Origin of the sequence: Ancylobacter sonchi, from assembly GCF_018390695.1 — a bacterium.
Taxonomy (GTDB): domain Bacteria; phylum Pseudomonadota; class Alphaproteobacteria; order Rhizobiales; family Xanthobacteraceae; genus Ancylobacter; species Ancylobacter sonchi.
In genome coordinates this window covers 65,329-85,894 of record NZ_JAHBGF010000036.1, presented here as the reverse complement: position 1 = coordinate 85,894, position 20,566 = coordinate 65,329, and the positions used below count along the sequence as shown (strand labels likewise).

The window sequence follows — 20,566 nt, the reverse complement described above, 5'->3', positions numbered from 1 at the left end:
GGCTGCTGGCTGCGGCGTACGTTGCGCCGGGGCTGAGAGCCGCCGCCGGTTGTTCCGGCGGCGCTCCAGACGTGCTCAGTCCACCCGCGAGCCGCGCAGATCCGCCTCGATCTGCAGGCTGCCGCGCGAGCCGAAGCGGGACTTGTAGACCTGGGCGTTCTCCATCACCCGCTGCACATAGTTGCGGGTCTCGGAGAAGGGGATGCGCTCGACCCAGTCGATGGGATCGACGCTCGGGTCGCGCGGGTCGCCATACTGGGCGATCCATTTGGCGACGTTGCCGCGCCCGGCATTGTAGCCGGCGAAGGTGAGCACGTAGTTGTTCTGGTAGTTGTCGAGCAGCGCCCGCAATTCGGCGGCGCCGAACTGCACGTTCACCGTGGGATTGCTGCGCAGCTGTGCGGGATCGAGCCGGGCGCCGGTGCGGTTGGCGATGGTGCGGCCGGTGGCCGGCATCACCTGCATCAGCCCGGCCGCGCCGGCGCTCGACACCGCCGAGGAATTGAACATGCTCTCCTGGCGGGTGATGGCGAAGACCAGCGCGCGGTCGACATCCTGCGCGATCGGCTGGTAGCGCGGCACGCCGATGGTCGGGAACGCTTCGGCTTCCAGCGGCATGCCGCGCGAAAGCGCGACCTTGCCGATCACCGTCATGGTGCGGGCATCGCCATCGGCCCGCGCGACCTCGGCGAGCATGCCGACGGAGGCGGGGTCGGGCAGGCGCTCGGCGAGGTCGTGGGCGAGCGCCACCGTGAGCGCCGTCTTGTCGAGCTTCTGCAGCAGCTTGAAGATCTGCACGCCCTCGTCGCGGGCGAAGGCGGCGCGCTGGGCGGCGCTGGCCGCCGGGGCGCCGCGCACGGAGAAGTCCGGCCGGCCGAGACGGGCGCGCGCCAGCTGGCCGTAATAGGCCGAATTATAGCCGGCGGCGGTCTCGTACTGGGCGCGGGCGCTGCCGGTGTTGCCGGCCGCCTCCAAAGCGCGGCCCTGCCAATAGAAGCCGCGCGCGAGAGTGGCGGGATGGGTCTGTCCCTGCGGGATGCGGGCGAAATATTGCTGGGCGGTGCGGGCATCGCCAAGAAAGCGCAGCGCGATCCAGCCGGCGGTGAATTGGGCGTCGGCGATGTAGTGCTCGTTGTCCGGCGTCACCGTCTCGGCGGCGATCTTGTAGGCGGTGCGGGCGTCGCCGGCATCGAGCAGCTCGCGCGAGACCAGGCGCCGCTCGACCCACCATTCGTCGGGGTCGATGAGCAGGTTCGGGTCCCTCGGCGCCGCCGACAGGGTACGGGCGGCGGCGGCATCGTCGCCGGCGCGGCGCTGGATCTTGGCCAGCGCGTAGAGATAGGCCGGATCCGACCGAAGCGAGCCCGGCACGGCCGCAAGCAGCTTGGCAGGGTCGCCGGCCGACTTGTTGAACAAAGCGACGCGCGCCTTGGCGAGCGCGGTGACGTCGGCGCCGGCGCGGGCGGCGGCCCGCAGGCCGCGCTCGGCGTCCTCGTTGTAGAGCATCTTGTCGGCGCGGTACTTGTGGTCGGCGCGCGACAGCACCCCGCCGAATTCCGCGATGACGGTGGCCTCGGTATCCGACGACAGCGGATCGTTGCGCCAGGCATCGCGCAGCCAGGCGGCGCCGTTGCCCTGGTCGCCGCCGGCGAACAGGGCGCGGGCGAGGGCGATCTTGCCTTCGCCGGAATAGGGGCGCTGTTCGGCGAAGAAGGCGGTGATGGTCGCCGGATCCTTGTTCTCGGCATAGAGCAGAAATTCAAGTCGCCGGCGCAGCACGATCGGTGTCGGCAGGGTCGGATGGGCGCGCAGGATCGCCACCGCCTGATCGTAGCCGACGCCGCGGGCGGTCACGCGCAGGGCGAGCCAGCGCACCAGCGCCTGCGAGCCGGGGTCGCGCATGCGGTCTGCCATGGCGAGAGCGTCGGTGGCGTTGCCCTGCTCGACCAGTGCGATCGCCTGCTTCAGATCGGGCGAGAAGCCCGGCGTTCCGGCAAAGGCCGGCGACAGGAAGGAGGCGGCGCCGGCGGTGGCGGAGGCCGCGACAAAGGAATTTGCCGATGCCGGCACGGCGATTTCCGGCTTCTTCGCCGCGGTGGCGGCCGGCTTCGCCGCGGGCTTGGGGGCAGGGGCGGGCTTGGCCGCCGCCGTCGCCTTGCCCTTGGCGGCCGGCTTGGCCGGGGGCTTGGGTGCGGTCGCGGTCTTGGCCGTGGTCTTGGCGGCAGCCTTGGGCTTCTGCGGCGGGGTCGGCGTGGCGCCGTGAGCCGAGACGAAGGGAGCGGTCGCCGCGAGCAGGAGGCTGGCCACAACCGGCAGGATGAAGCCGCAACGGCGACGCGGTTCGAGGCTCATCGGTTCACGCACTCCCCAAAAACAGACGTCGCCCACGCGACGCACACGAAGCCGTCTTCCGGCCCGCGTCCGTTTTAGTTGTCTCGCGATCTCGTTGACGAAGTGCTAACCAACAGCCGTTCACGCGCATTGTGATCGGCGGCACGTGATCTGCGTCAACGGCCGACCTTGTTGCCTGCTTACCCGGCGAAACCAAGGCAACGTGCCGCAAAGCCGCAACTTTGCCAAGGAAGATCGGCGCTTCCCGGCACGACACCCCTTTCGCGCGACCCGCCGACGCGATATCTGAAAGCCCCTTTGCCGGTGCAGACGTTGCGCCGGGCGCCAATGATTCAGAAAATTCCAGGAGCGCGCCATGCCTCATACGCCGCCCTTTCGTGGTTCCTTTACGGCTCTCGTGACGCCGTTCCGCGATGGTGCGCTCGACGAGAAAGCGCTGCGCGGCCTGGTCGACTGGCAGATCGACGAAGGCACGCACGGCCTCGTCCCGGTGGGGACGACCGGCGAGAGCCCGACCGTGACCCATGACGAGCACAAGCGCGTGGTGGAATGGACCGTCGCGCAGGCGGCCGGCCGGGTGCCGGTGATCGCCGGCGCCGGCTCCAACAACACCGTCGAGGCGATCGACCTCGCCCGCCACGCCGAGAAGGCGGGGGCGGATGCGGCGCTCGTGGTCACGCCCTACTACAACAAGCCGAGCCAGGAAGGCCTGTACCAGCACTACAAGGCGATCAACGACGCCGTCGGCCTGCCGATCATCATCTACAACATTCCCGGCCGGTCCGTGGTCGACATGTCGGTGGAGACCATGGCCCGGTTGTTCGAACTGCCGAACATCGTCGGCGTGAAGGACGCCACCGCCAATCTCGCCCGGGTCAGCCAGCAGCGCCAGGCCATGGGTCCGTCCTTCAACCAGCTGTCCGGCGAGGACGCCACCGCCCTCGCTTTCATGGCGCATGGCGGAGACGGCTGCATCTCGGTCGCCTCCAACGTGGCGCCGAAGCTGTGCTCGCAGTTGCAGAACGCCTGCCTCGCCGGCGATTTCCGCGCGGCGCTGACCTTGCAGGACCGGCTGTTCCCGCTGTTCCAGGCGCTGTTCGTTGAAACCAACCCGAGCCCCACCAAATATGCGCTGAGCGTGCTCGGCAAGATCGCCGACGAAGCGCGCCTGCCGATGGTGCCGGTGAGCGACAAGACGAAGGAGATCGTCCGCGCTGCCATGACCCATGCGGGACTGATCAACTGACGCCGGCCGGAGCACTGAGCCCGCGCCATGCGCCGTCACGGCGCGTGGCAGGTCTCGGCTCGGGTCTCGGCTGGAGCCTTTCCTGATCCGCCGGGCGGCGACGTCCGACCTGGAAGGGCTCCGGCCCCGGCACGGAGCTGAGCGAGATGACAGAAAAGAAAAAGACCGTTCCCCGCAAAGTCGTGGCCGAGAACCGCCGCGCCCGCTTCGACTACGACATCGGCGAGGTGTTCGAGGCCGGCATCGCCCTGACCGGCACCGAGGTGAAGAGCCTGCGCAGCGGCAAGGCCACCGTGGCGGAGAGCTATGTCTCGGCGAAGTCCGGCGAGGCGATCATCTACAACACCTTCATTCCGGAATATCTGCAGGCTAACCGTTTCAACCACGAGCCGCGCCGGCCCCGGAAGCTCCTGCTGCACATGCGCGAGATCTCCAAGCTGTGGCAGGCGGTGGAGCGCGAGGGCATGACGGTGGTGCCGCTGCGCATCTACTTCAATGAGCAGGGCCGCGCCAAGGTCGAGATCGCCATCGCCCGGGGCCGCAAGGCGCATGACAAGCGCGAGGCGGCGAAGGAAAAGGATTGGGCGCGCGACAAGCAGCGCCTGATGCGCGACCGGAGCTGAGCCAGCAAGAGCTTCGCGGCCGGCAAAGGCGCCGCTGAAAAGCAAAAGGCCCGGGGAATGCCCGGGCCTTTTTCATTCGCGTGGGACGAGCGAAGGCTCAGTCCTTGGCGCGCTCGACATAGGAGCCGTCGGCGGTCATGACGACGATGCGGGTGCCGACGCCGACATGCGGCGGGACAGCCGAGCGCACGCCGTTGGACAGCATTGCCGGCTTGTAGGAGGAGGAGGCCGTCTGGCCCTTCACCACCGGCTCGGTCTCGACCACTTCCAGCGTCACGCGCTGCGGCAGTTCGATGGCGATGCCGTTGCCCTCATGCAACTTCAGCATGACCTGCATGCCTTCCTGCAGATAGGGGGCCTGGTCGCCGACCACGTCCGGAGGCACGGCCACCTGGTCGTAATTCTCCGGGTTCATGAAGTGGAAGCCCTCGCCATCCGAATAGAGGAAGGTGTGGGGGCGATCCTCGACATGGGCGCGCTCCACCTGCTCGGTGGTGCGGTAGCGCTCGGAGATCTTCACGCCGTCGGAGATGCGGCGCATGTCCAGCTGGGTGACCGGCGTGCCCTTGCCGGGATGGATATTGTCGGCGGTGAGCACGACATAGAGCTTGCCGTCGATGTCGACCACGGCGCCCTTGCGCAGCGTGCTGGCGATGACCTTGACCATTGCGGTCCTCTGGCTGTTGGGTGCGCCGCACGGGATGAACAGGCGCTGACCGGGATTCCTTCGGGCGGTTCCTATACAAGCGCGACCGCCCGCCGCCAACCCCACGGCGGCGAAGTCCTTTCTTCGCGTGAATGACGGAGCCGTCCGATGCCGAAAACCGAGCCCTCGTCCGGGATGCCGCCCGCGCTCTCGCCCTGGTGGTCGCCGGACGTCCATGCCGACCGCCGGCCCTTCCTGATCGGACGCCAGCGCATCCTCGCCGCCGTGCGGGCGTTCTTCGACGAACGCGACTTCATCGAGGTGGAGACGCCGATCCTCCAGGTCTCGCCCGGCAACGAGACGCACCTGCACGCCTTCGCGACGCAACTGGTGGCGCCGGACGGGACCGCCTCCACCCGCTATCTCCACACTTCGCCGGAGTTCACGGCCAAGAAGCTGCTGGCGGCCGGCGAGGAGCGGCTGTTCACCGTCGCCCGGGTGTTCCGCAATGGCGAGCGGACGGCGCTGCATCACCCCGAGTTCACCATGCTCGAATGGTACCGGGCACGACAGGACTATGCGGCGCTGATGGACGACTGCGCGGCGCTGCTGGGCGCGGTGGCGGTTGCGGTGGGAGCGGATGTATTCCGCCACGGAGCGCATCTCGCCGATGTCCGGCTGGAGCCCGAGCGCCTGACGGTGGCGGAGGCGTTCGCGCGCTTCGCCGGCATCGACCTGCTCGCCACCCTCGACGCGGCTGGGACGACGGATCGCGACGCGCTGTGGCAGGCGGCGCGGCGGGCGGGCATCCGCGTTGCGCCGGACGATGTCTGGGCCGATGTCTTCACCCGGGTGATGGTGGAGAAGATCGAGCCGTTCCTCGGCATCGGCCGCCCGACCATCCTGTGCGAGTACCCGATCAGCGAAGCGGCGCTCGCCCGGCCCAAGCCCGGCGATCCGCGCGTAGCGGAGCGGTTCGAGCTCTATGTCTGCGGCGTCGAGCTCGCCAATGCCTTTGGCGAGCTCACAGACGCCGAGGAGCAGCGGCGGCGCTTCGTCGGCTGGATGGACGAGAAGCAGCGGCTCTATGGCGAGCGCTACCCGATCGACGAGGATTTCCTCGCCGCGCTGGCGCGGATGCCGGAAGCGTCCGGCATCGCGCTCGGGCTCGACCGGCTGGTGCTGCTGGCGACCGGCGCGCGGCGCATCGAGGACGTGCTGTGGGCGCCCGTCGCGCCCTGATCAGGCGAGGGCGTCGACATGCGCCCGCACGGCGGCGAAGACGGTGCGGAACATTTCCGGGGTCAGCACGCCGGTATTCGTGTTGTAGCGGGAGCAGTGATAGCTGTCGAACAGCACCACATTGCCGAGCCTGTGCACCGCGCCATGCGCGAATTTGTGGTGCGACAGCTTCTCGCCATGCGCGGCCAGCACCTGGTCATGCGCGATCTTGCCAAGCGCGACGATGGCGCCAAGATTCGGCAGCTGGGCGATGGTGGCGGCGAGGAAGGGGCGGCACCGGCGCATTTCCTCGGTGGTCGGCTTGTTCTCCGGCGGCACGCAGCGCACGGCATTGGTGAGGCGCGCGTCTTTCAGCCGCAGCGTGTCGTCGGGACGCGCCTCGAACCTGCCGGTGGCGAAGCCGAAGCGGATCAGCGTGTCGTAGAGCAGTTCGCCGGCATAGTCGCCGGTGAAGGGGCGGCCGGTGCGGTTGGCGCCACGCACCCCGGGGGCCAGCCCGACGATCAAAAGCCGGCCGTCTTCCGGCCCGAAGGACGGCACCGGGGCATTGTGCCAGCCGGGCTCGGCCGCACGCCACTGCTCGCGGAACGCCACGAGTCGAGGGCATAGCGGGCAGTCCCGCGCCGGCTCCGCCACCGGCGCGGTCGCTACTGCGCGCACCATCACCGGTTGGCGAGCTCTTCGTCGCCGCCGACGCTCGGTGCCGGACCACGCCGCTCCATGAAGCGGGGAGGCTCGCTCATGCGGCCGGCCCGCTCGTTCGGATCGCGGCCGATGCGCGCCTGGAGGTCGACGAGGTCGATGAAGGTATCGGCCTGGCGACGCAGTTCGTCGGCGATCATCGGAGGCTGCGTGTTGACGCTGGAGACCACGCTCACCCGCACGCCTTTGCGCTGCACCGCTTCGACCAGCGAACGGAAATCGCCGTCGCCGGAGAACAGCACGATGTGATCGACATGGGCCGCGAGCTCCATCGCATTGACGGCGAGCTCGATGTCCATATTGCCACGCACCCGCCGACGTCCCTGGTTGTCGGTGAATTCCCGTGCCGGCTTGGTTACCACCGAATACCCATTGTAATCCAGCCAGTCTAGCAGCGGGCGGATTGAAGAGTACTCATTATCTTCGACGAGGGTTGTGTAATAAAATGCCCTCAATACGTATCCATGGCTCTGAAATTCCTTGAGAAGCCGCTTGTAATCAATATCGAAACCAAGGGACTTCGTTGCTGAATAGAGATTGGCGCCATCAATAAATAAGGCAATCTTTTCCATGGGTTGAACCATTACGGCGTTTACCTGAAAATACGTCCAAATGAAGCTCCGCCGACCGCTTGCGAAACTGACTTTCCGCCCCGTAACGATTCATAGCGCAATTTTGCGCGCATGCGCGGTGAAATCGTTCCGGATGCCGATCTAAAGTCACGATTGTGATGGAACCATCCGGCGGATCGCTTGCCCTGCCGCCGGGCATGCGATATGGCAGCGCTTTCCGAATTAACCCACAGGAGTGCCGGAGCATGGCTCGCGTCACCGTCGAGGATTGCATCGACAAGGTCGACAATCGCTTCGAACTCGTCCTTCTGGCCGGCCACCGCGCGCGCATGATCGCGTCGGGTTCGCCGATCACCGTCGATCGCGACAACGACAAGAATCCGGTCGTCGCCCTTCGCGAGATCGCCGACGAGACCATCTCGCCGGAGGATCTGAAGGAAGACCTCATCCACTCGTTGCAGAAATTCACCGAGGTCGACGAGCCGGAGGCCGAGACGGTTCCGATGATCGCCTCGGGCGGCAGCGAGGGCGGCGCGGACGATCCCGACGTCATGCTCGACCGCATGACCGAGGAAGAGCTGCTGGCCGGCCTCCAGGGCTTGGTGCCGCCGGAGCCGAGCGACGACGAGGAAGGCTGAGGCCTTCTCTTCCGAAAGAGCTTCGATCTTTCCTTTGCAGCCCGGCCTCGTGCCGGGCTGCTGCTTTTACGGCGGAATTTCCGCTGCGGCGCTTGCGCTGACCTTGCCCGCGGACATATCTAGCCGTCAGGAACGGACGGGTCGTTCCCCTCGCGAGATCCTGTCATGATGCGGCAGTACGAGCTCGTCGAGCGCGTGCGCCGGTATAATCCCAATACCGACGAGGCGCTGCTCGATCGCGCCTATGTCTATGCCATGCGTGCGCACGGCACGCAGAAGCGCGCCTCCGGCGACCCCTATTTCTCGCACCCGCTCGAAGTCGCGGCCATCCTCACCGACCTCAAGCTCGACGACGCCACCATCGTGGCGGCGCTGCTGCACGACACCATCGAGGATACCGACGCCACCCGCGACGAGATCGACAAGTGGTTCGGTCCGCAGATCGGCGCGCTGGTCGAGGGCCTGACCAAGATCAAGAAGCTCGACCTCGTCTCCAAGCAGGCCAAGCAGGCGGAAAACCTGCGCAAGCTGCTGCTCGCCATCGCCGACGACGTGCGCGTGCTGCTGGTCAAGCTGGCCGACCGGCTGCACAACATGCGCACCCTGAAATGGGTGCCGGAGGAAAAGCGGAACCGCGTCGCGCAGGAGACGCTGGACATCTATGCGCCGCTCGCCGGGCGCATGGGCATGCAGGACATGCGCGAGGAGCTGGAGGATTTGTCGTTCCGCCAGCTGTCGCCCGAGGCCTACGAATCCATCCTCGGCCGGCTGAACGCGCTGAAGGACCACAATGGCGAGCTGGTCGCGGCGATCGAGCGGGAACTGACCGACGCGCTGAGCCAGAAGGGCGTCAACGCCACGGTGAAGGGACGCGAGAAGCGGCCCTATTCCATCTGGCGCAAGATGGAGCAGAAGTCCGTCGCCTTCGAGCAGCTCTCCGACATCTATGGCTTCCGCCTGCTGGTGGGCTCGGTGGCGGAATGCTACGCGGCGCTCGGCGTGGTGCACACCAAGTGGCGCGTGGTGCCAGGCCGCTTCAAGGACTACATCTCGACCCCGAAGCAGAACGATTACCGTTCGATACACACCACGGTGGTTGGCCCCGGCCGCCAGCGCGTCGAGCTGCAGATCCGCACAAGGCAGATGCACGAGATCGCCGAATACGGCATCGCCGCGCATGCCATCTACAAGGACAAGGATGGCGAACCGGTGCCGGCGGGAGAGGACCTGCTCACACGCGATTCCAACGCCTATGCATGGCTGCGCCGCACCATCGAGCTGCTCGCGGAGGGGTCGAGCCCGGAGGAGTTCCTCGAGCACACCAAGCTCGAGCTGTTCCACGACCAGGTGTTCTGTTTCACCCCCAAGGGCCGGCTGATCGCGCTGCCGCGCGGGGCGACGCCGATCGACTTCGCCTATGCCGTGCATACCGGGGTCGGCAACATGGCGATCGGCGCCAAGATCAACGGCAAGGTCTCGCCGCTGGTGTCGCGCCTGCACAATGGCGACGAGGTGGAGATCATCACCTCGCCGAGCGCGACGCCGCCGGCCGCCTGGGAATCCATCGTCGTCACCGGCAAGGCGCGCGCGGCGATCCGCCGGGCCACCCGCGTCGCGGTGCGCGCGCAATATGCCGGGCTCGGCCGCCGCATGGTGGAGCGGGCGATGGCGCGGGCCGGCAAGGCGTTCTCGGACGAGAAGCTGGCCGGCTCGGTCGGGCGGCTCGCCCGCACGACGACCGAGGAAGTCTATGCGGCGGTCGGTCTCGGCGAGATGCGGGCCGACGACGTCGTCAAGGCGCTCTATCCGGAATGGACCGGGCCGCGGCCGGAGGAAAAGCAGGCGCCGAAGGGCGAGGGCTGGTTCGAGCTGGAGCGCGGCCAGAGCCTGAAGTTCAAGATCCCCGGCGTGGAGATCGCGCCCGACCCCAAGACCGCCATCCCAATCCGCGGCATAAACGGCGAGCTGCCGGTGCGCTTCGCGCCCAATGGCGGCGCGGTGCCGGGAGACCGCATCGTCGGCATCATGACGCCGGGCGAGGGGATCACCATCTACCCGATCCAGTCGCCGGCGCTGCAGGATTTCGAGGAGGAGCCGGAGCGCTGGCTCGACGTGCGCTGGGACGTCGACGAGGGCGATCCGCAGCGCTTCCCGGTGCAGATCGTGGTGGTCGCAACCAACGAGCCGGGCTCGCTCGGCCAGATCGCCCAGGTGATCGGCGAGCGCGACGGCAACATCGAGAACCTCAACATGTCCTCGCGGTCGCCGGATTTCACCCGCATGGTGATCGACATCGGCGTCTACGACCTGCGCCATCTCAACGGCATCCTCTCCGACCTGCGCTCGCGGCCGGTCGTGTCCAGCGTCGAGCGCGTTAACGGCTGACGCGCCCGCCAACCTGCCGTCGCGCCGGAACCCCGGCGCCCCCATCGCGTTGTCGCCTCGAACAGGCCGAACCGGCCGGGCGATGGAGGAGGCGTTGATGGTGGATGTCGTTCACAGCGCGTTGCGTATCGTCGCCGGTTTCATCAAGCAGCTGGGCGGCCGTACCTTGGGCAACGGCGCTCTGGAGGCCATCGGCCGCGTCGACGCGCTTGTCGGCCGCGCCGAGCTGGTTTCCGTGCGGGTTCGCTCCCGCCATGGCCGTGCCTCCCGCTGAGGCGGCCGCGCCCCTCGAGACAGGATTGAACAAGTATGCGGATCCGATATGGATTTCGGATGGCGCTGGATTGCGCCAATCCGACACCGGCGACGTTCGCCGTCGACATTCACAGCTCCCGCCACCGGGACATCATCGTGCAGTCGCCGATGTTCCTGCGTGGCGGCGCGCATAGCACGCTGTCCAACGCGATGTCGCTCGACATGTTCGGCAATGTGCGCCGGCGTGCCGTGCTGCCGGCCGGACGCACCGAGATCGAGCATCACGGCGTCATCCACGACCCCGGTACCATCGATGTGGTCAACGTCGCCGCCCGGCAGTCGCCGCTCGACGAGTTGCCCGAGGAGGTGATGGTGTTCCTGCTCGGCAGCCGCTACTGCGAGACCGACCTGCTCGCCGGCGAGGCGTGGACGCGCTTTGGCCATGTGCCGGAGGGCTGGGCGCGGGTGCAGGCCATTTGCGACTTCGTGCACGACCATATCGAGTTCGGCTATCCGCATGCCGATTGCACCCGCTCGGCCGCCGGCGTGATGGCGCAGAAGCATGGCGTCTGCCGCGACTTCGCGCATCTGGCGATCACCCTGTGCCGGGCGATGAACATTCCGGCGCGCTACTGCACGGGCTATCTCGGCGATATCGGCGTGCCGCGCGACCCGGCGCCGATGGATTTCAGCGCCTGGTTCGAGGCCTATCTCGACGGCCGCTGGTACAGTTTCGATGCCCGCCACAACGTGCCGCGCACCGGAAGGGTGGTGATGGCGCGCGGGCGCGACGCTACCGACGTGCCGATCATCTGCACCTTCGGGCCGCACCAGCTCTCCAGCTTCGAGGTGTGGACCGACGAGATGGCGGTGGCCGAACCGGTCGCTGCCTGAGGCGCACAGCGATGCGAGCGACGTGACGTGGACCGGCGGATGGGCTATCACCCGCCGGTTCAATCATTCGATCGGTTTGCCGCCATGACCCAAGACGAGGTCCTCGCCGAGTTCCGCGCCGCTGGCGCCCTGCTCGAGGGACATTTCATCCTCTCCTCCGGGCTGCGCAGCTCGGTGTTCCTGCAGAAGATGTTCATCTTCATGGATCCCGCCCGCACCGAGCGTCTGTGCCGGGCGCTGGCCGAGAAGGCGCAGGCGGCCTTCGGCCCGATCGACTATGTCGTCTCGCCCGCCATGGGCGGCATCATCCCCGGCTACGAGACCGCCCGCCATCTCGGCGCCAAGGCGGTGTTTGTCGAGCGCGAGGACGGCCAGTTCGTGCTGCGGCGCGGCTTCGCCATTCCCGAGGGCGCGCGGGTGCTGATGGTGGAGGACATCGTCACCACCGGCCTGTCGTCGCGCGAATGCCTCGCCTCCATCGCCCATCACCCGGGCACGATCGTCGGTGCCGCCTGCCTGATCGATCGCTCCGGCGGCAAGGCCGATCTCGGTGTGCCGCTGGTGACGCTGGTCAGCCTCGACATTCCCAATTACGAGCCGGACAAGCTGCCGCCCGAACTCGCCGCCCTGCCGGCGGTGAAGCCGGGCAGCCGCGGCATCCAGGGAGCGAAGGCATGAGCAGCGCCGCCGCTCTCGTCACGGTGCCGCCGATCCGGCTGGGCGTGAACATCGACCACGTCGCGACGGTGCGCAATGCGCGCGGCGGTGCGTTGCCCGATCCGCTGCGGGCCGCGGCGCTCGCCGCTGCCGCGGGCGCCGACGGCATCACCGCGCATCTGCGCGAGGACCGTCGCCACATTCGCGACGACGACATGCGCCGCCTGCGCGAGACGCTGACCATTCCGCTCAATTTCGAGATGGCGGCGACGCACGAGATGGTCGCCATCGCCACGGAACTGCGGCCGCATGCCTGCTGCCTGGTGCCGGAGCGGCGCGAGGAACGCACCACCGAGGGCGGACTCGACGTCGTAGGTGGCGGCATCGACCTCGCGCACCGCGTGGAGCGGCTGGCGGCCGCCGGGATTCGGGTGTCGCTGTTCATCGCCCCGGATGCCGACCAGATCGTGCGCGCCGCCGATATCGGCGCCGCCGTGATCGAGCTGCATACCGGCGCCTGGTGCGACCATCGCGTCGCCGGCCACCGCGAGGAGGCCACCGCCGAGCTGGAGCGGCTCACCCGCGCGGCGGAGCAGGCGACGATGCTCGGGCTCGAAGTCCATGCCGGTCACGGCCTCGACTACGAGACCGCCGAGATCATCGCCGCCAATGGCCATGTGCGCGAGCTCAATATTGGCCATTTCCTGATCGGCGAAGCGATCTTCGAAGGGCTGGAGACGGCAATCCGCCGCATGCGCGCCGCGATGGCGCGCGGCCGGGCGCAGTTGCGCGCCGGCAAGGCGGCCTGAGGTGGAACGGGCGAGGGCGGCATGATCCTGGGTATCGGCTCCGACATCACCGACGCCCGCCGCGTCGCCGAGGTGCTGGAGCGCCACGGCGAGCGTTTCGTCGAGCGCGTGTTCACCCCGGTCGAGCGGGCGAAGTCGGACCGGCGGGTGCGCCGGGCCGAGAGCTACGCCAAGCGCTTCGCCGCTAAGGAGGCATGCTCCAAGGCGCTCGGCACCGGGCTGTCGCAGGGCGTGTTCTGGCGCGACATGGGGGTGGTGAACCTGCCGTCCGGCCGTCCCACCCTGCTGTTGACCGGCGGTGCCAAGGCGCGGCTCGAGGCGATGACGCCGCCGGGCTACGAGGCGCGCATCGATCTGACCATCACCGATGACGGGCCGATCGCCCAGGCCTTCGTGATCATCAGCGCGGTGCCGAGCGGGTCGCCAAGTCCCGGAGCGTAAGCTCCGGCGATCGTGAAGAGCGCGCGTTGCCGCAGGCGTGGCGAGCGGCTATAGGAGCCCGATGGCCTCGATACAGGGGTGCCGTGCCGGCGGCAGCCGAAGCGCGGCCTAGCGGAAAGCACATGAGCGCAACGACCGAACCGAAGAAGAAGGAAGGCGGCCTGGGCGAAACGGCCAAGGTCATTCTACAGGCCTTTCTGATCGCCCTCATCATCCGCACCTTCCTGTTCCAGCCATTCAACATTCCATCCGGCTCGATGAAGGAGACGCTGCTGGTCGGCGACTATCTCTTCGTGTCGAAGTTCAGCTACGGCTATAGCCGCTTCTCGCTGCCGCTCTCGCCGCCGCTGTTCGACGGGCGCATCCTCGGCTCGACGCCGAACCGTGGCGACGTGGTGGTGTTCAAGCTGCCGCGCGACGAGAGCACCGATTACATCAAGCGCGTCATCGGCCTGCCGGGCGACCAGATCCAGATGATCGGCGGCGTGCTGCACATCAACGGCGAGCCGGTGAAGCGCGAGGATGCCGGCTACTGGATGGACGACGAGGGCGGTGGCCGCGTGCAGCGCGTGAAGGTGTGGCGCGAGACGCTGCCCAACGGCGTCAGCTACAACACGCTCGATCTCGTCGATAACGGCTTCTACGACAACACGCCCGTCTACCAGGTGCCGCCCGGCCATTATTTCATGATGGGCGACAACCGCGACAATTCCACCGATTCGCGGGTGCTCAGCCAGGTCGGCTACGTGCCCTATGAGAACCTGATCGGCCGCGCGCAGATGATCTTCTTCTCGGTGAAGGAAGGCGAGGCGGCCTGGCAGGTGTGGAAGTGGCCCTGGACGGTACGCTGGGACCGCATCTTCTCCTTCGTGCGATGAGCCGCGCTTCCAAAGAGGGCGGCGCCCGCGACGGGCTCGGCGCTCTGGAGCAGTCGCTCGGCCACGTCTTCGCCGATATCGGACACCTCGCGCTGGCGCTGACCCATATCAGCGCGGTGACCGGGGTGCAGGGCAGCCGGGCGCGGGTGAAATCCTATCAGCGGCTGGAATTCCTCGGAGACCACGTGCTCGGGCTTGTGGTCTCCGACATGCTTTACCGCGCCTATCCCGATGCCGAGGAAGGCGAGCTGTCGCGGCGGCTTTCCGACCTCGTCTGCGAGGAGGCCTGTGCCGAGGTGGCGCAGGAGATGGGGATCGCTCCCTTCGTCCGGCTCGGCGCCGGCGAGGAACGCACCGGCGGGCGCCACCGGCAGGCCATCCTCGCCGACATCACCGAGGCGGTGCTGGCGGCGGTCTATCTCGATGCCGGTTTCCCGGCGGCGGAAAAGCTGGTGGAGCGTTTCTGGCGGCCCCGGCTGCAGCGACACGGCAGCGCCGGGCGCGACCCCAAGACGGCCTTGCAGGAATGGGCGCAGGCGCGCGGATTGCCGCCGCCGCATTATCGTCTGGTCGAGCGCGAGGGACCGGATCATAATCCACAGTTCCGCATTGCGGTCGAAGTGCCGGGATGGGAGCCGATGGAGGGCGTCGGTTCCTCCAAGCAGGGCGCCCAGAAGGCTGCGGCCGCCGCGTTTCTCGAACGGGTAAATTGATGAACGATACAGACGCCGGTCCCGGCGCCACGCCTGAAGCCGCCACACGCTGCGGCTTCGTCGCCCTGATCGGCGCGCCGAATGCCGGCAAGTCGACGCTGACCAATGCGCTGGTCGGCACCAAGGTGTCGATCGTCTCGCACAAGGTGCAGACGACGCGCGCGCTGGTGCGCGGCATCGCGCTGGAAGGCACCACGCAGATCGTGCTGGTCGACACGCCCGGCATCTTCGCGCCCAAGCGCCGGCTGGAGAAGGCGATGGTGCGCTCCGCCTGGGGCGGGGCCGGCGATGCCGATGCGGTGGCGCTGCTCATCGACGCCCGCGTGGGCATCACCGAGGAGGTCGAGGCGATCCTGCGCGGCCTCGCCGAGGTGCGGCGTCCGCGCGCGGTCGTCCTCAACAAGATCGACCTGGTCAAGCGCGAGAGCCTGCTGGAACTCGCCGCCAAGGTGGCCGAACAGCTGGCCTTCGACCGGCTGTTCATGGTGTCGGCGCTGGCCGGCGACGGGCTCGCCGAGCTGCGCAAATGGCTGGTCGAGGTGCTGCCGGAGGGGCCGTGGCTCTATCCGGAGGACCAGATCTCCGACGCGCCGATGCGCATGCTGGCTGCCGAGATCACCCGCGAGAAGCTGTTCCATCGCCTGCACGAGGAGTTGCCCTACCGCTCGACGGTGGAGACCGACAGCTGGCAGGAGCGCAAGGACGGCTCGGTGCGCATCGAGCAGACCATCTTCGTGGAGCGCGAGAGCCAGCGGAAGATCGTGCTCGGCAAGGGCGGCGAGACCATCAAGGCGATCTCCATGGCGGCGCGCAAGGAGCTGACCGAGATCGTGGAGCAGCCCGTGCATCTCTTCCTGTTCGTGAAGGTGCGCGAAAACTGGGCCGATGATCCCGAGCGCTATCGCGAGATGGGGCTCGAATTCCCCGGCTCCGACTAGCCCGGCGCGGAAGCGGGGCAGGGCGCCGCGATGGAATGGACCGACGACGGCATCATCCTGGGGCTTCGCCGGCATGGCGAGGCGAATGCCATCGTCGAGCTGCTCACCGCCTCGCATGGGCGCCATCTTGGCTTGGTGCGCGGCGGCGGATCGCGCCGGCAGGCGCCCTCGCTGCAGCCGGGCAACAGTGTGCAGGTCGCCTGGCGGGCGCGGCTCGACGAGCAGCTTGGTGCTTTCACCCTGGAGGTCACGCAGGCGCGCGCCGAGCGGCTGATGCAGCGGGCGCATTCGGCCTTCGCGATCAGCCATCTCGGCAGCCTGGTCCGGCAACTGCCCGAGCGCGACCCGCATCCCGAGCTCTATGCGACGCTGGAGGCGGTGATCGAGCATCTCGACGAGCCGTCGTTGGCCGGCATGCTGCTGGCGCGCTTCGAGCTCGCCATGCTGGCCGAACTCGGCTTCGGGCTCGAGCTCGACAGCTGCGCGGCGACCGGCGGGCGCAACGACCTACTCTATGTCTCGCCGAAATCCGGCCGGGCGGTGAGCCGCGATGCCGGCGAGCCATGGCGGGCGCAACTCTTCCCGCTGCCCTTCTTCCTCATCGGCGAGGTGGCGGAGGCGCCGATCGGGGACGATCTGCGCGCCGCCTTCGAGTTGACCGGCTATTTCCTCGCCCGCCGGGTGTTCGAGCCGCGGGGGGCGCCGATGCCTGACGCGCGGGCGGCCTTCCTCCAGGCGGTGCTGCGCGAGGTGCCGGCCCGGCGGCGGGAGCTGTAGGCGGGGCACTGTTTCTTTGACGCCACAAGCCTTTGGATAGCGTCACGCCCAGCGTGTTCGCGTCTTGTTCTTGTCGCCTATTCGCGCTAGCGAGGGACCATGGGAGAGGGACCGATTCCGACTGACGACGGCATCATCGAGCCTGTCGGCCTGAAGGCCGCGCTCGAGGAGCGCTATCTCGCCTATGCGCTGTCGACCATCATGCACCGGGCGCTGCCGGATGCGCGTGACGGGCTGAAGCCGGTGCATCGCCGCATCCTCTACGGCATGCGGCTGCTGCGCCTCGATCCCGGCGGCGGCTTCCGCAAGAGCGCCAAGATCGTCGGCGACGTGATGGGTTCCTTCCATCCGCACGGCAACATGGCGATCTACGATGCCATGGTGCGCCTGGCGCAGGATTTCGCCCAGCGCTATCCGCTGGTCGACGGCCAAGGCAATTTCGGCAATATCGACGGCGACAATGCCGCGGCCGAGCGCTACACCGAGGCGCGGCTGACCGAGGTGGCGCGGCTGATCCTCGACGGCATCGATGAGGACGCGGTCACCTTCCGTCCCAATTATGACGGCACGGCGGAAGAGCCGGTGGTACTGCCGGGCGGCTTCCCCAACCTGCTAGCCAACGGCTCGACCGGTATCGCGGTGGGCATGGCGACCTCGATCCCGCCGCACAACGCCGCCGAGCTGTTCGACGCCTGCCTGCACCTGATCGAGCACCCGCAGGCGACCACCGACGACCTGCTCGCCTATGTGAAGGGGCCGGACTTCCCGACCGGCGGCGTGGTGATCGAATCCCCCGCCTCTATGGCGGATGCCTATGCCACCGGCCGCGGCGGCTTCCGCCTGCGCGCGCGCTGGCACAAGGAGGAGACCGGGCGCGGCACCTATGTCGTCGTCGTCACCGAGATCCCGTACGGCGTCGCCAAGTCGCGGCTGGTCGAGAAGATTGCCGACCTTCTCAACGAGAAGAAGCTGCCGCTGCTCGCCGATGTGCGCGACGAATCCGCCGAGGATGTACGCCTCGTGCTGGAGCCGCGGGCGCGCAATGTCGACGCCGAGCTGATGATGGAGAGCCTGTTCAAGCTCACCGAGCTCGAGACGCGCTTCCCGCTCAACATGAACGTGCTGGTCGGCGGGCTGGTGCCGAAGGTGGTCAGCCTCGCCGAGGCGCTGCGCGAATGGCTGGACCATCGCCGTGACGTGCTGCTGCGCCGCTCGCGCCACCGGCTGGCCGAGATCGAGCACCGGCTGGAAGTGCTTGGCGGCTATCTGATCGCCTATCTCAACCTCGACGAGGTGATCCGCATCATCCGCGAGGAGGACGAGCCGAAGCCCGCTTTGATGGCGCGCTTCGAACTCACCGAGGTACAGGCCGAGGCTATCCTCAACATGCGCCTGCGGTCCTTGCGCCGGCTCGAGGAATTCGAGATCCGCAAGGAGCACGACGCGCTGTCCAAAGAGAAGGACGGCATCGAGAAACTGCTCGGCTCCGAGGCGCGCCAGTGGAAGACGGTGGCCTGGCAGATCAGCGAGACCCGCAAGGCGTTCGGGCCGGACACCGAGCTCGGCCGGCGCCGCACCGATTTCGGCGAGGCGGCCGCCCATGGCGCCGACGCGGTGAGCGAGGCGCTGGTGGAGCGCGAGCCGATCACCGTCGTCGTCTCGCAGAAGGGCTGGATCCGTGCGCTGAAGGGGCATGTCGCGGACCTCTCCTCGCTGGCCTTCAAGGGCGACGACCAGCTCAAGCTGAGCTTCTTCGCCGAGACCACCTCCAAGCTCTTGGTCTTCGCCACCAATGGCCGCTTCTATACGCTCGACGCTTCCAAGCTGCCGGGCGGGCGTGGCCATGGCGAACCGCTGCGCCTGTCGATTGACCTCGAGCAGGAAGCCGACGTGGTCGACGTTCAGCCCTATCAGGGCGGGCGCAAGCTCTTGGTGGTGGCGAAGGAGGGCAGGGGCTTCGTCGTCGCCGAGGACGAATGCGTCGCCAATACCCGCAAGGGCAAGCAGGTGCTGACCGTCGACGCACAGGACGCTGCCCGGCTGGTGGTCGCTGCCGGCGACAGCGTCGCGGTGATCGGCGAGAACCGCAAGCTGCTGGTGTTCCCGCTGTCGCAGATCCCGGAGATGACGCGCGGGCGCGGCGTTCGGCTGCAGCGCTACAAGGACGGGCAGATGTCCGACCTCAAGGTATTCACGCTCGCCGATGGCCTGACCTGGGTGGATACGTCGGGACGTACCTGGACGGTGGCGGACCTGACGGAATGGCGTGGCGAACGGGCCAGTGCCGGTCGTTTGCCGCCTAAGGGTTTCCCGCGCAACAATCGGTTTTGACGAAGCAGGAAGCCTTGTCTCGCAAAGTGTTGGCCTGCTGTTTTAGAGCTTCGTTGGCTAATGGAAAGGCTGGGGTTGTCGCCTATTCGGCGGCAGCGACCCGCTCCCAGCCATGCGCGGTCAGGCGCTCCTGCGGCAGGAACTGGCTCTTGTAGCCCATCTTCGTGGAGCCATCGACCCAGTAGCCGAGATAGACATAGGGCAGGCCCATCGCCTTGGCCTTGGCGACGTGATCGAGGATGACGTAGGTGCCGATCGAGCGCGCGGCTTCGTCCGGCTCATAGAACGAGTAGACCATGGACAGGCCGTCGGCGAGGACGTCGGTCAGTGCCACCGCATAGAGCGCACCCTGTCCGCGCCCATGGATGGCGGTATCCGGGCCGCGCCGGCGGTATTCCACCAGCCGGGTCCGAACATGGCTGTCCTCGACCATCATGGCGTAGTCGAGCACGGTCATGTCGGCCATGCCGCCATCGCCATGGCGGCTGTCGAGATAGGCGCGGAACAGCGAATATTGCTCGGCGGTGGGCACCGCCGCCCGCATGTCGCCGACGAGGTCGTCATTGTGCTTGGCCACCCGGCGGAAACGGCGTGACGGCTGGAAGTCGTTGACGACGATGCGCACCGACACGCAGGCCCGGCAATGCTCGCAGGCCGGGCGATAGGCGATGGACTGGCTGCGCCGGAAGCCGCCATGCGTCAGCACGTCGTTGAGCTGGGTCGCCCGCTCGCCGACCAAATGGGTAAACACCTTGCGCTCCTCGCGACCCGGCAGATAGGGGCAAGGAGAGGGAGCCGTCAGGTAGAATTGCGGCGTATCGCGAGAGTGTTCCGTCACGGCCGTTTCGATGTTCGACTACTGAGAGGATCGCGCGAGCCGGTCCCGGCGTCAAAGGCAGAAATGCGTATCGCGTGAATGTGTCAGCGTCGGCGCAGCGCGCCCGCCCGGGCCTCGGTGTTGGTGACCACGGTGCCGAGCAGCAGATCGTGCAGCAAACGCTTGCGGCTGTTGAACAGGGCGATGATCACCACCAAAGGCGTCAGCACGCTGAACGAGACCCAGAACAGCACCACGCTCAGCACGGCGAGCAGCGAATACATCGGCGCGCCGTACCAGAGGCGCATCTCGATCTCCATCACCCGCATGCCGATGGTGGCCGATTCGCGTCCGCCCAGCGTCAGTCCGCTATAGACCAGCGCCCAGATGGCGAAGGCCGGGCTCAAGAGGCCGAACAGCATCCAGCCGAGGCCGAAGGTCACGAAGCCGGAAACGAAGATGACCAGCGCCGCCACGCCCATCGGCACGCAGATGATCAGTGCGTCGATCACAAAGGCAAAGAAGCGCCGCCACAATACGCCACGGAAATATTCCGGCTCGGCGACGGGATCGTAGGCGTAGGGCCTGGACTCGGCGGGGCCGCCAAATGCGAAGGGATCGGACATGGAGGTCTCCAGGGACGGTCCCTT

The 20,566-nt window shown here is 67.6% G+C and carries 21 protein-coding genes; 15 read left to right on the top strand and 6 right to left on the bottom strand.

The genetic code is table 11. From position 1 onward, the window contains the following. Positions 1-75 precede the first annotated feature (75 nt). On the bottom strand, positions 76-2,352 hold the full coding sequence (locus KHC28_RS21215; RefSeq protein ID WP_214010375.1) for a lytic transglycosylase domain-containing protein: 2,277 nt from the start codon (positions 2,350-2,352) through the stop codon (positions 76-78). Positions 2,353-2,707: 355 nt separating this feature from the next. On the opposite strand from KHC28_RS21215, the gene dapA reads away from it, so the two are divergent. Both dapA and smpB read left to right on the top strand, forming a co-directional pair. Further along, positions 2,708-3,598, top strand: a complete 891-nt coding sequence (dapA, locus tag KHC28_RS21210; RefSeq protein WP_214010374.1) for a 4-hydroxy-tetrahydrodipicolinate synthase — start codon at positions 2,708-2,710, stop codon at positions 3,596-3,598. A gap of 146 nt (positions 3,599-3,744) precedes the next feature. Beyond that, complete coding sequence (gene smpB, locus KHC28_RS21205) at positions 3,745-4,221, top strand: SsrA-binding protein SmpB (RefSeq protein WP_214010373.1); 477 nt, start codon at positions 3,745-3,747, stop codon at positions 4,219-4,221. Positions 4,222-4,318: 97 nt separating this feature from the next. Here smpB and efp read toward each other — a convergent pair whose 3' ends face one another. Then, positions 4,319-4,888 (bottom strand): elongation factor P, encoded by a 570-nt coding sequence (efp, locus tag KHC28_RS21200; RefSeq protein ID WP_214010372.1) that lies wholly within the window; start codon positions 4,886-4,888, stop codon positions 4,319-4,321. Between the two features lie 174 nt (positions 4,889-5,062). Between efp and epmA the strand changes: the two genes are divergently transcribed. Then, positions 5,063-6,109 carry an EF-P lysine aminoacylase EpmA gene (epmA, locus tag KHC28_RS21195; RefSeq protein WP_214010859.1) on the top strand — a complete coding sequence of 349 codons (1,047 nt, stop codon included), beginning with the start codon at positions 5,063-5,065 and terminating at the stop codon, positions 6,107-6,109. Here epmA and KHC28_RS21190 read toward each other — a convergent pair whose 3' ends face one another. Both KHC28_RS21190 and KHC28_RS21185 read right to left on the bottom strand, forming a co-directional pair. Next, a complete protein-coding gene (locus KHC28_RS21190) occupies positions 6,110-6,772 on the bottom strand; it encodes a uracil-DNA glycosylase (RefSeq protein WP_214010371.1) in 663 nt (220 codons plus the stop codon). It abuts the gene before it with no gap. Next, on the bottom strand, positions 6,772-7,395 hold the full coding sequence (locus KHC28_RS21185; RefSeq protein WP_214010370.1) for a LabA-like NYN domain-containing protein: 624 nt from the start codon (positions 7,393-7,395) through the stop codon (positions 6,772-6,774). The genes KHC28_RS21190 and KHC28_RS21185 overlap by 1 nt, the downstream gene beginning before the upstream one ends. Before the next feature lie 233 nt (positions 7,396-7,628). Here KHC28_RS21185 and rpoZ point away from each other — a divergent pair, with 233 nt between their 5' ends. The 12 genes from rpoZ (at position 7,629) to parC (ending at position 19,099) form a co-directional block, all read left to right on the top strand. Next, on the top strand, positions 7,629-8,021 hold the full coding sequence (gene rpoZ / locus KHC28_RS21180) for a DNA-directed RNA polymerase subunit omega (protein WP_214010369.1): 393 nt from the start codon (positions 7,629-7,631) through the stop codon (positions 8,019-8,021). Positions 8,022-8,186: 165 nt separating this feature from the next. Beyond that, positions 8,187-10,406, top strand: coding sequence for a RelA/SpoT family protein (locus KHC28_RS21175; protein WP_214010368.1), 2,220 nt, complete (start codon positions 8,187-8,189; stop codon positions 10,404-10,406). A 97-nt stretch (positions 10,407-10,503) separates the two neighbouring features. Next, positions 10,504-10,680, top strand: a complete 177-nt coding sequence (locus tag KHC28_RS21170; RefSeq protein ID WP_214010367.1) for a hypothetical protein — start codon at positions 10,504-10,506, stop codon at positions 10,678-10,680. Positions 10,681-10,739: 59 nt separating this feature from the next. Beyond that, complete coding sequence (locus KHC28_RS21165; RefSeq protein ID WP_246565081.1) at positions 10,740-11,555, top strand: transglutaminase-like domain-containing protein; 816 nt, start codon at positions 10,740-10,742, stop codon at positions 11,553-11,555. A gap of 84 nt (positions 11,556-11,639) precedes the next feature. Then, positions 11,640-12,233, top strand: coding sequence for an orotate phosphoribosyltransferase (gene pyrE / locus KHC28_RS21160; RefSeq protein ID WP_214010365.1), 594 nt, complete (start codon positions 11,640-11,642; stop codon positions 12,231-12,233). After that, complete coding sequence (locus KHC28_RS21155; RefSeq protein WP_214010364.1) at positions 12,230-13,021, top strand: pyridoxine 5'-phosphate synthase; 792 nt, start codon at positions 12,230-12,232, stop codon at positions 13,019-13,021. The genes pyrE and KHC28_RS21155 overlap by 4 nt, the downstream gene beginning before the upstream one ends. Positions 13,022-13,042: 21 nt before the next feature. Next, on the top strand, positions 13,043-13,462 hold the full coding sequence (gene acpS / locus KHC28_RS21150) for a holo-ACP synthase (RefSeq protein ID WP_214010363.1): 420 nt from the start codon (positions 13,043-13,045) through the stop codon (positions 13,460-13,462). A gap of 122 nt (positions 13,463-13,584) precedes the next feature. After that, the gene (gene lepB, locus KHC28_RS21145) at positions 13,585-14,340 is read left to right on the top strand and encodes a signal peptidase I (RefSeq protein WP_214010362.1); all 756 of its coding nucleotides are present in this window, start codon (positions 13,585-13,587) and stop codon (positions 14,338-14,340) included. After that, complete coding sequence (gene rnc, locus KHC28_RS21140; RefSeq protein ID WP_214010361.1) at positions 14,337-15,053, top strand: ribonuclease III; 717 nt, start codon at positions 14,337-14,339, stop codon at positions 15,051-15,053. The genes lepB and rnc overlap by 4 nt, the downstream gene beginning before the upstream one ends. Then, positions 15,053-15,991, top strand: a complete 939-nt coding sequence (gene era, locus KHC28_RS21135) for a GTPase Era (RefSeq protein ID WP_214010360.1) — start codon at positions 15,053-15,055, stop codon at positions 15,989-15,991. The genes rnc and era overlap by 1 nt, the downstream gene beginning before the upstream one ends. A gap of 30 nt (positions 15,992-16,021) precedes the next feature. Next, positions 16,022-16,768, top strand: coding sequence for a DNA repair protein RecO (gene recO, locus KHC28_RS21130; protein WP_214010359.1), 747 nt, complete (start codon positions 16,022-16,024; stop codon positions 16,766-16,768). A 99-nt stretch (positions 16,769-16,867) separates the two neighbouring features. After that, positions 16,868-19,099, top strand: a complete 2,232-nt coding sequence (gene parC, locus KHC28_RS21125) for a DNA topoisomerase IV subunit A (RefSeq protein WP_214010358.1) — start codon at positions 16,868-16,870, stop codon at positions 19,097-19,099. Between the two features lie 82 nt (positions 19,100-19,181). Here the strand turns inward: parC and KHC28_RS21120 are convergent, their stop codons facing one another. Then, positions 19,182-19,937, bottom strand: coding sequence for an arginyltransferase (locus KHC28_RS21120; protein WP_214010357.1), 756 nt, complete (start codon positions 19,935-19,937; stop codon positions 19,182-19,184). Between the two features lie 83 nt (positions 19,938-20,020). Then, entirely contained in the window at positions 20,021-20,542 is a 522-nt protein-coding gene (locus KHC28_RS21115) for an RDD family protein (protein WP_214010356.1), read from the bottom strand. Positions 20,543-20,566 lie beyond the last annotated feature (24 nt).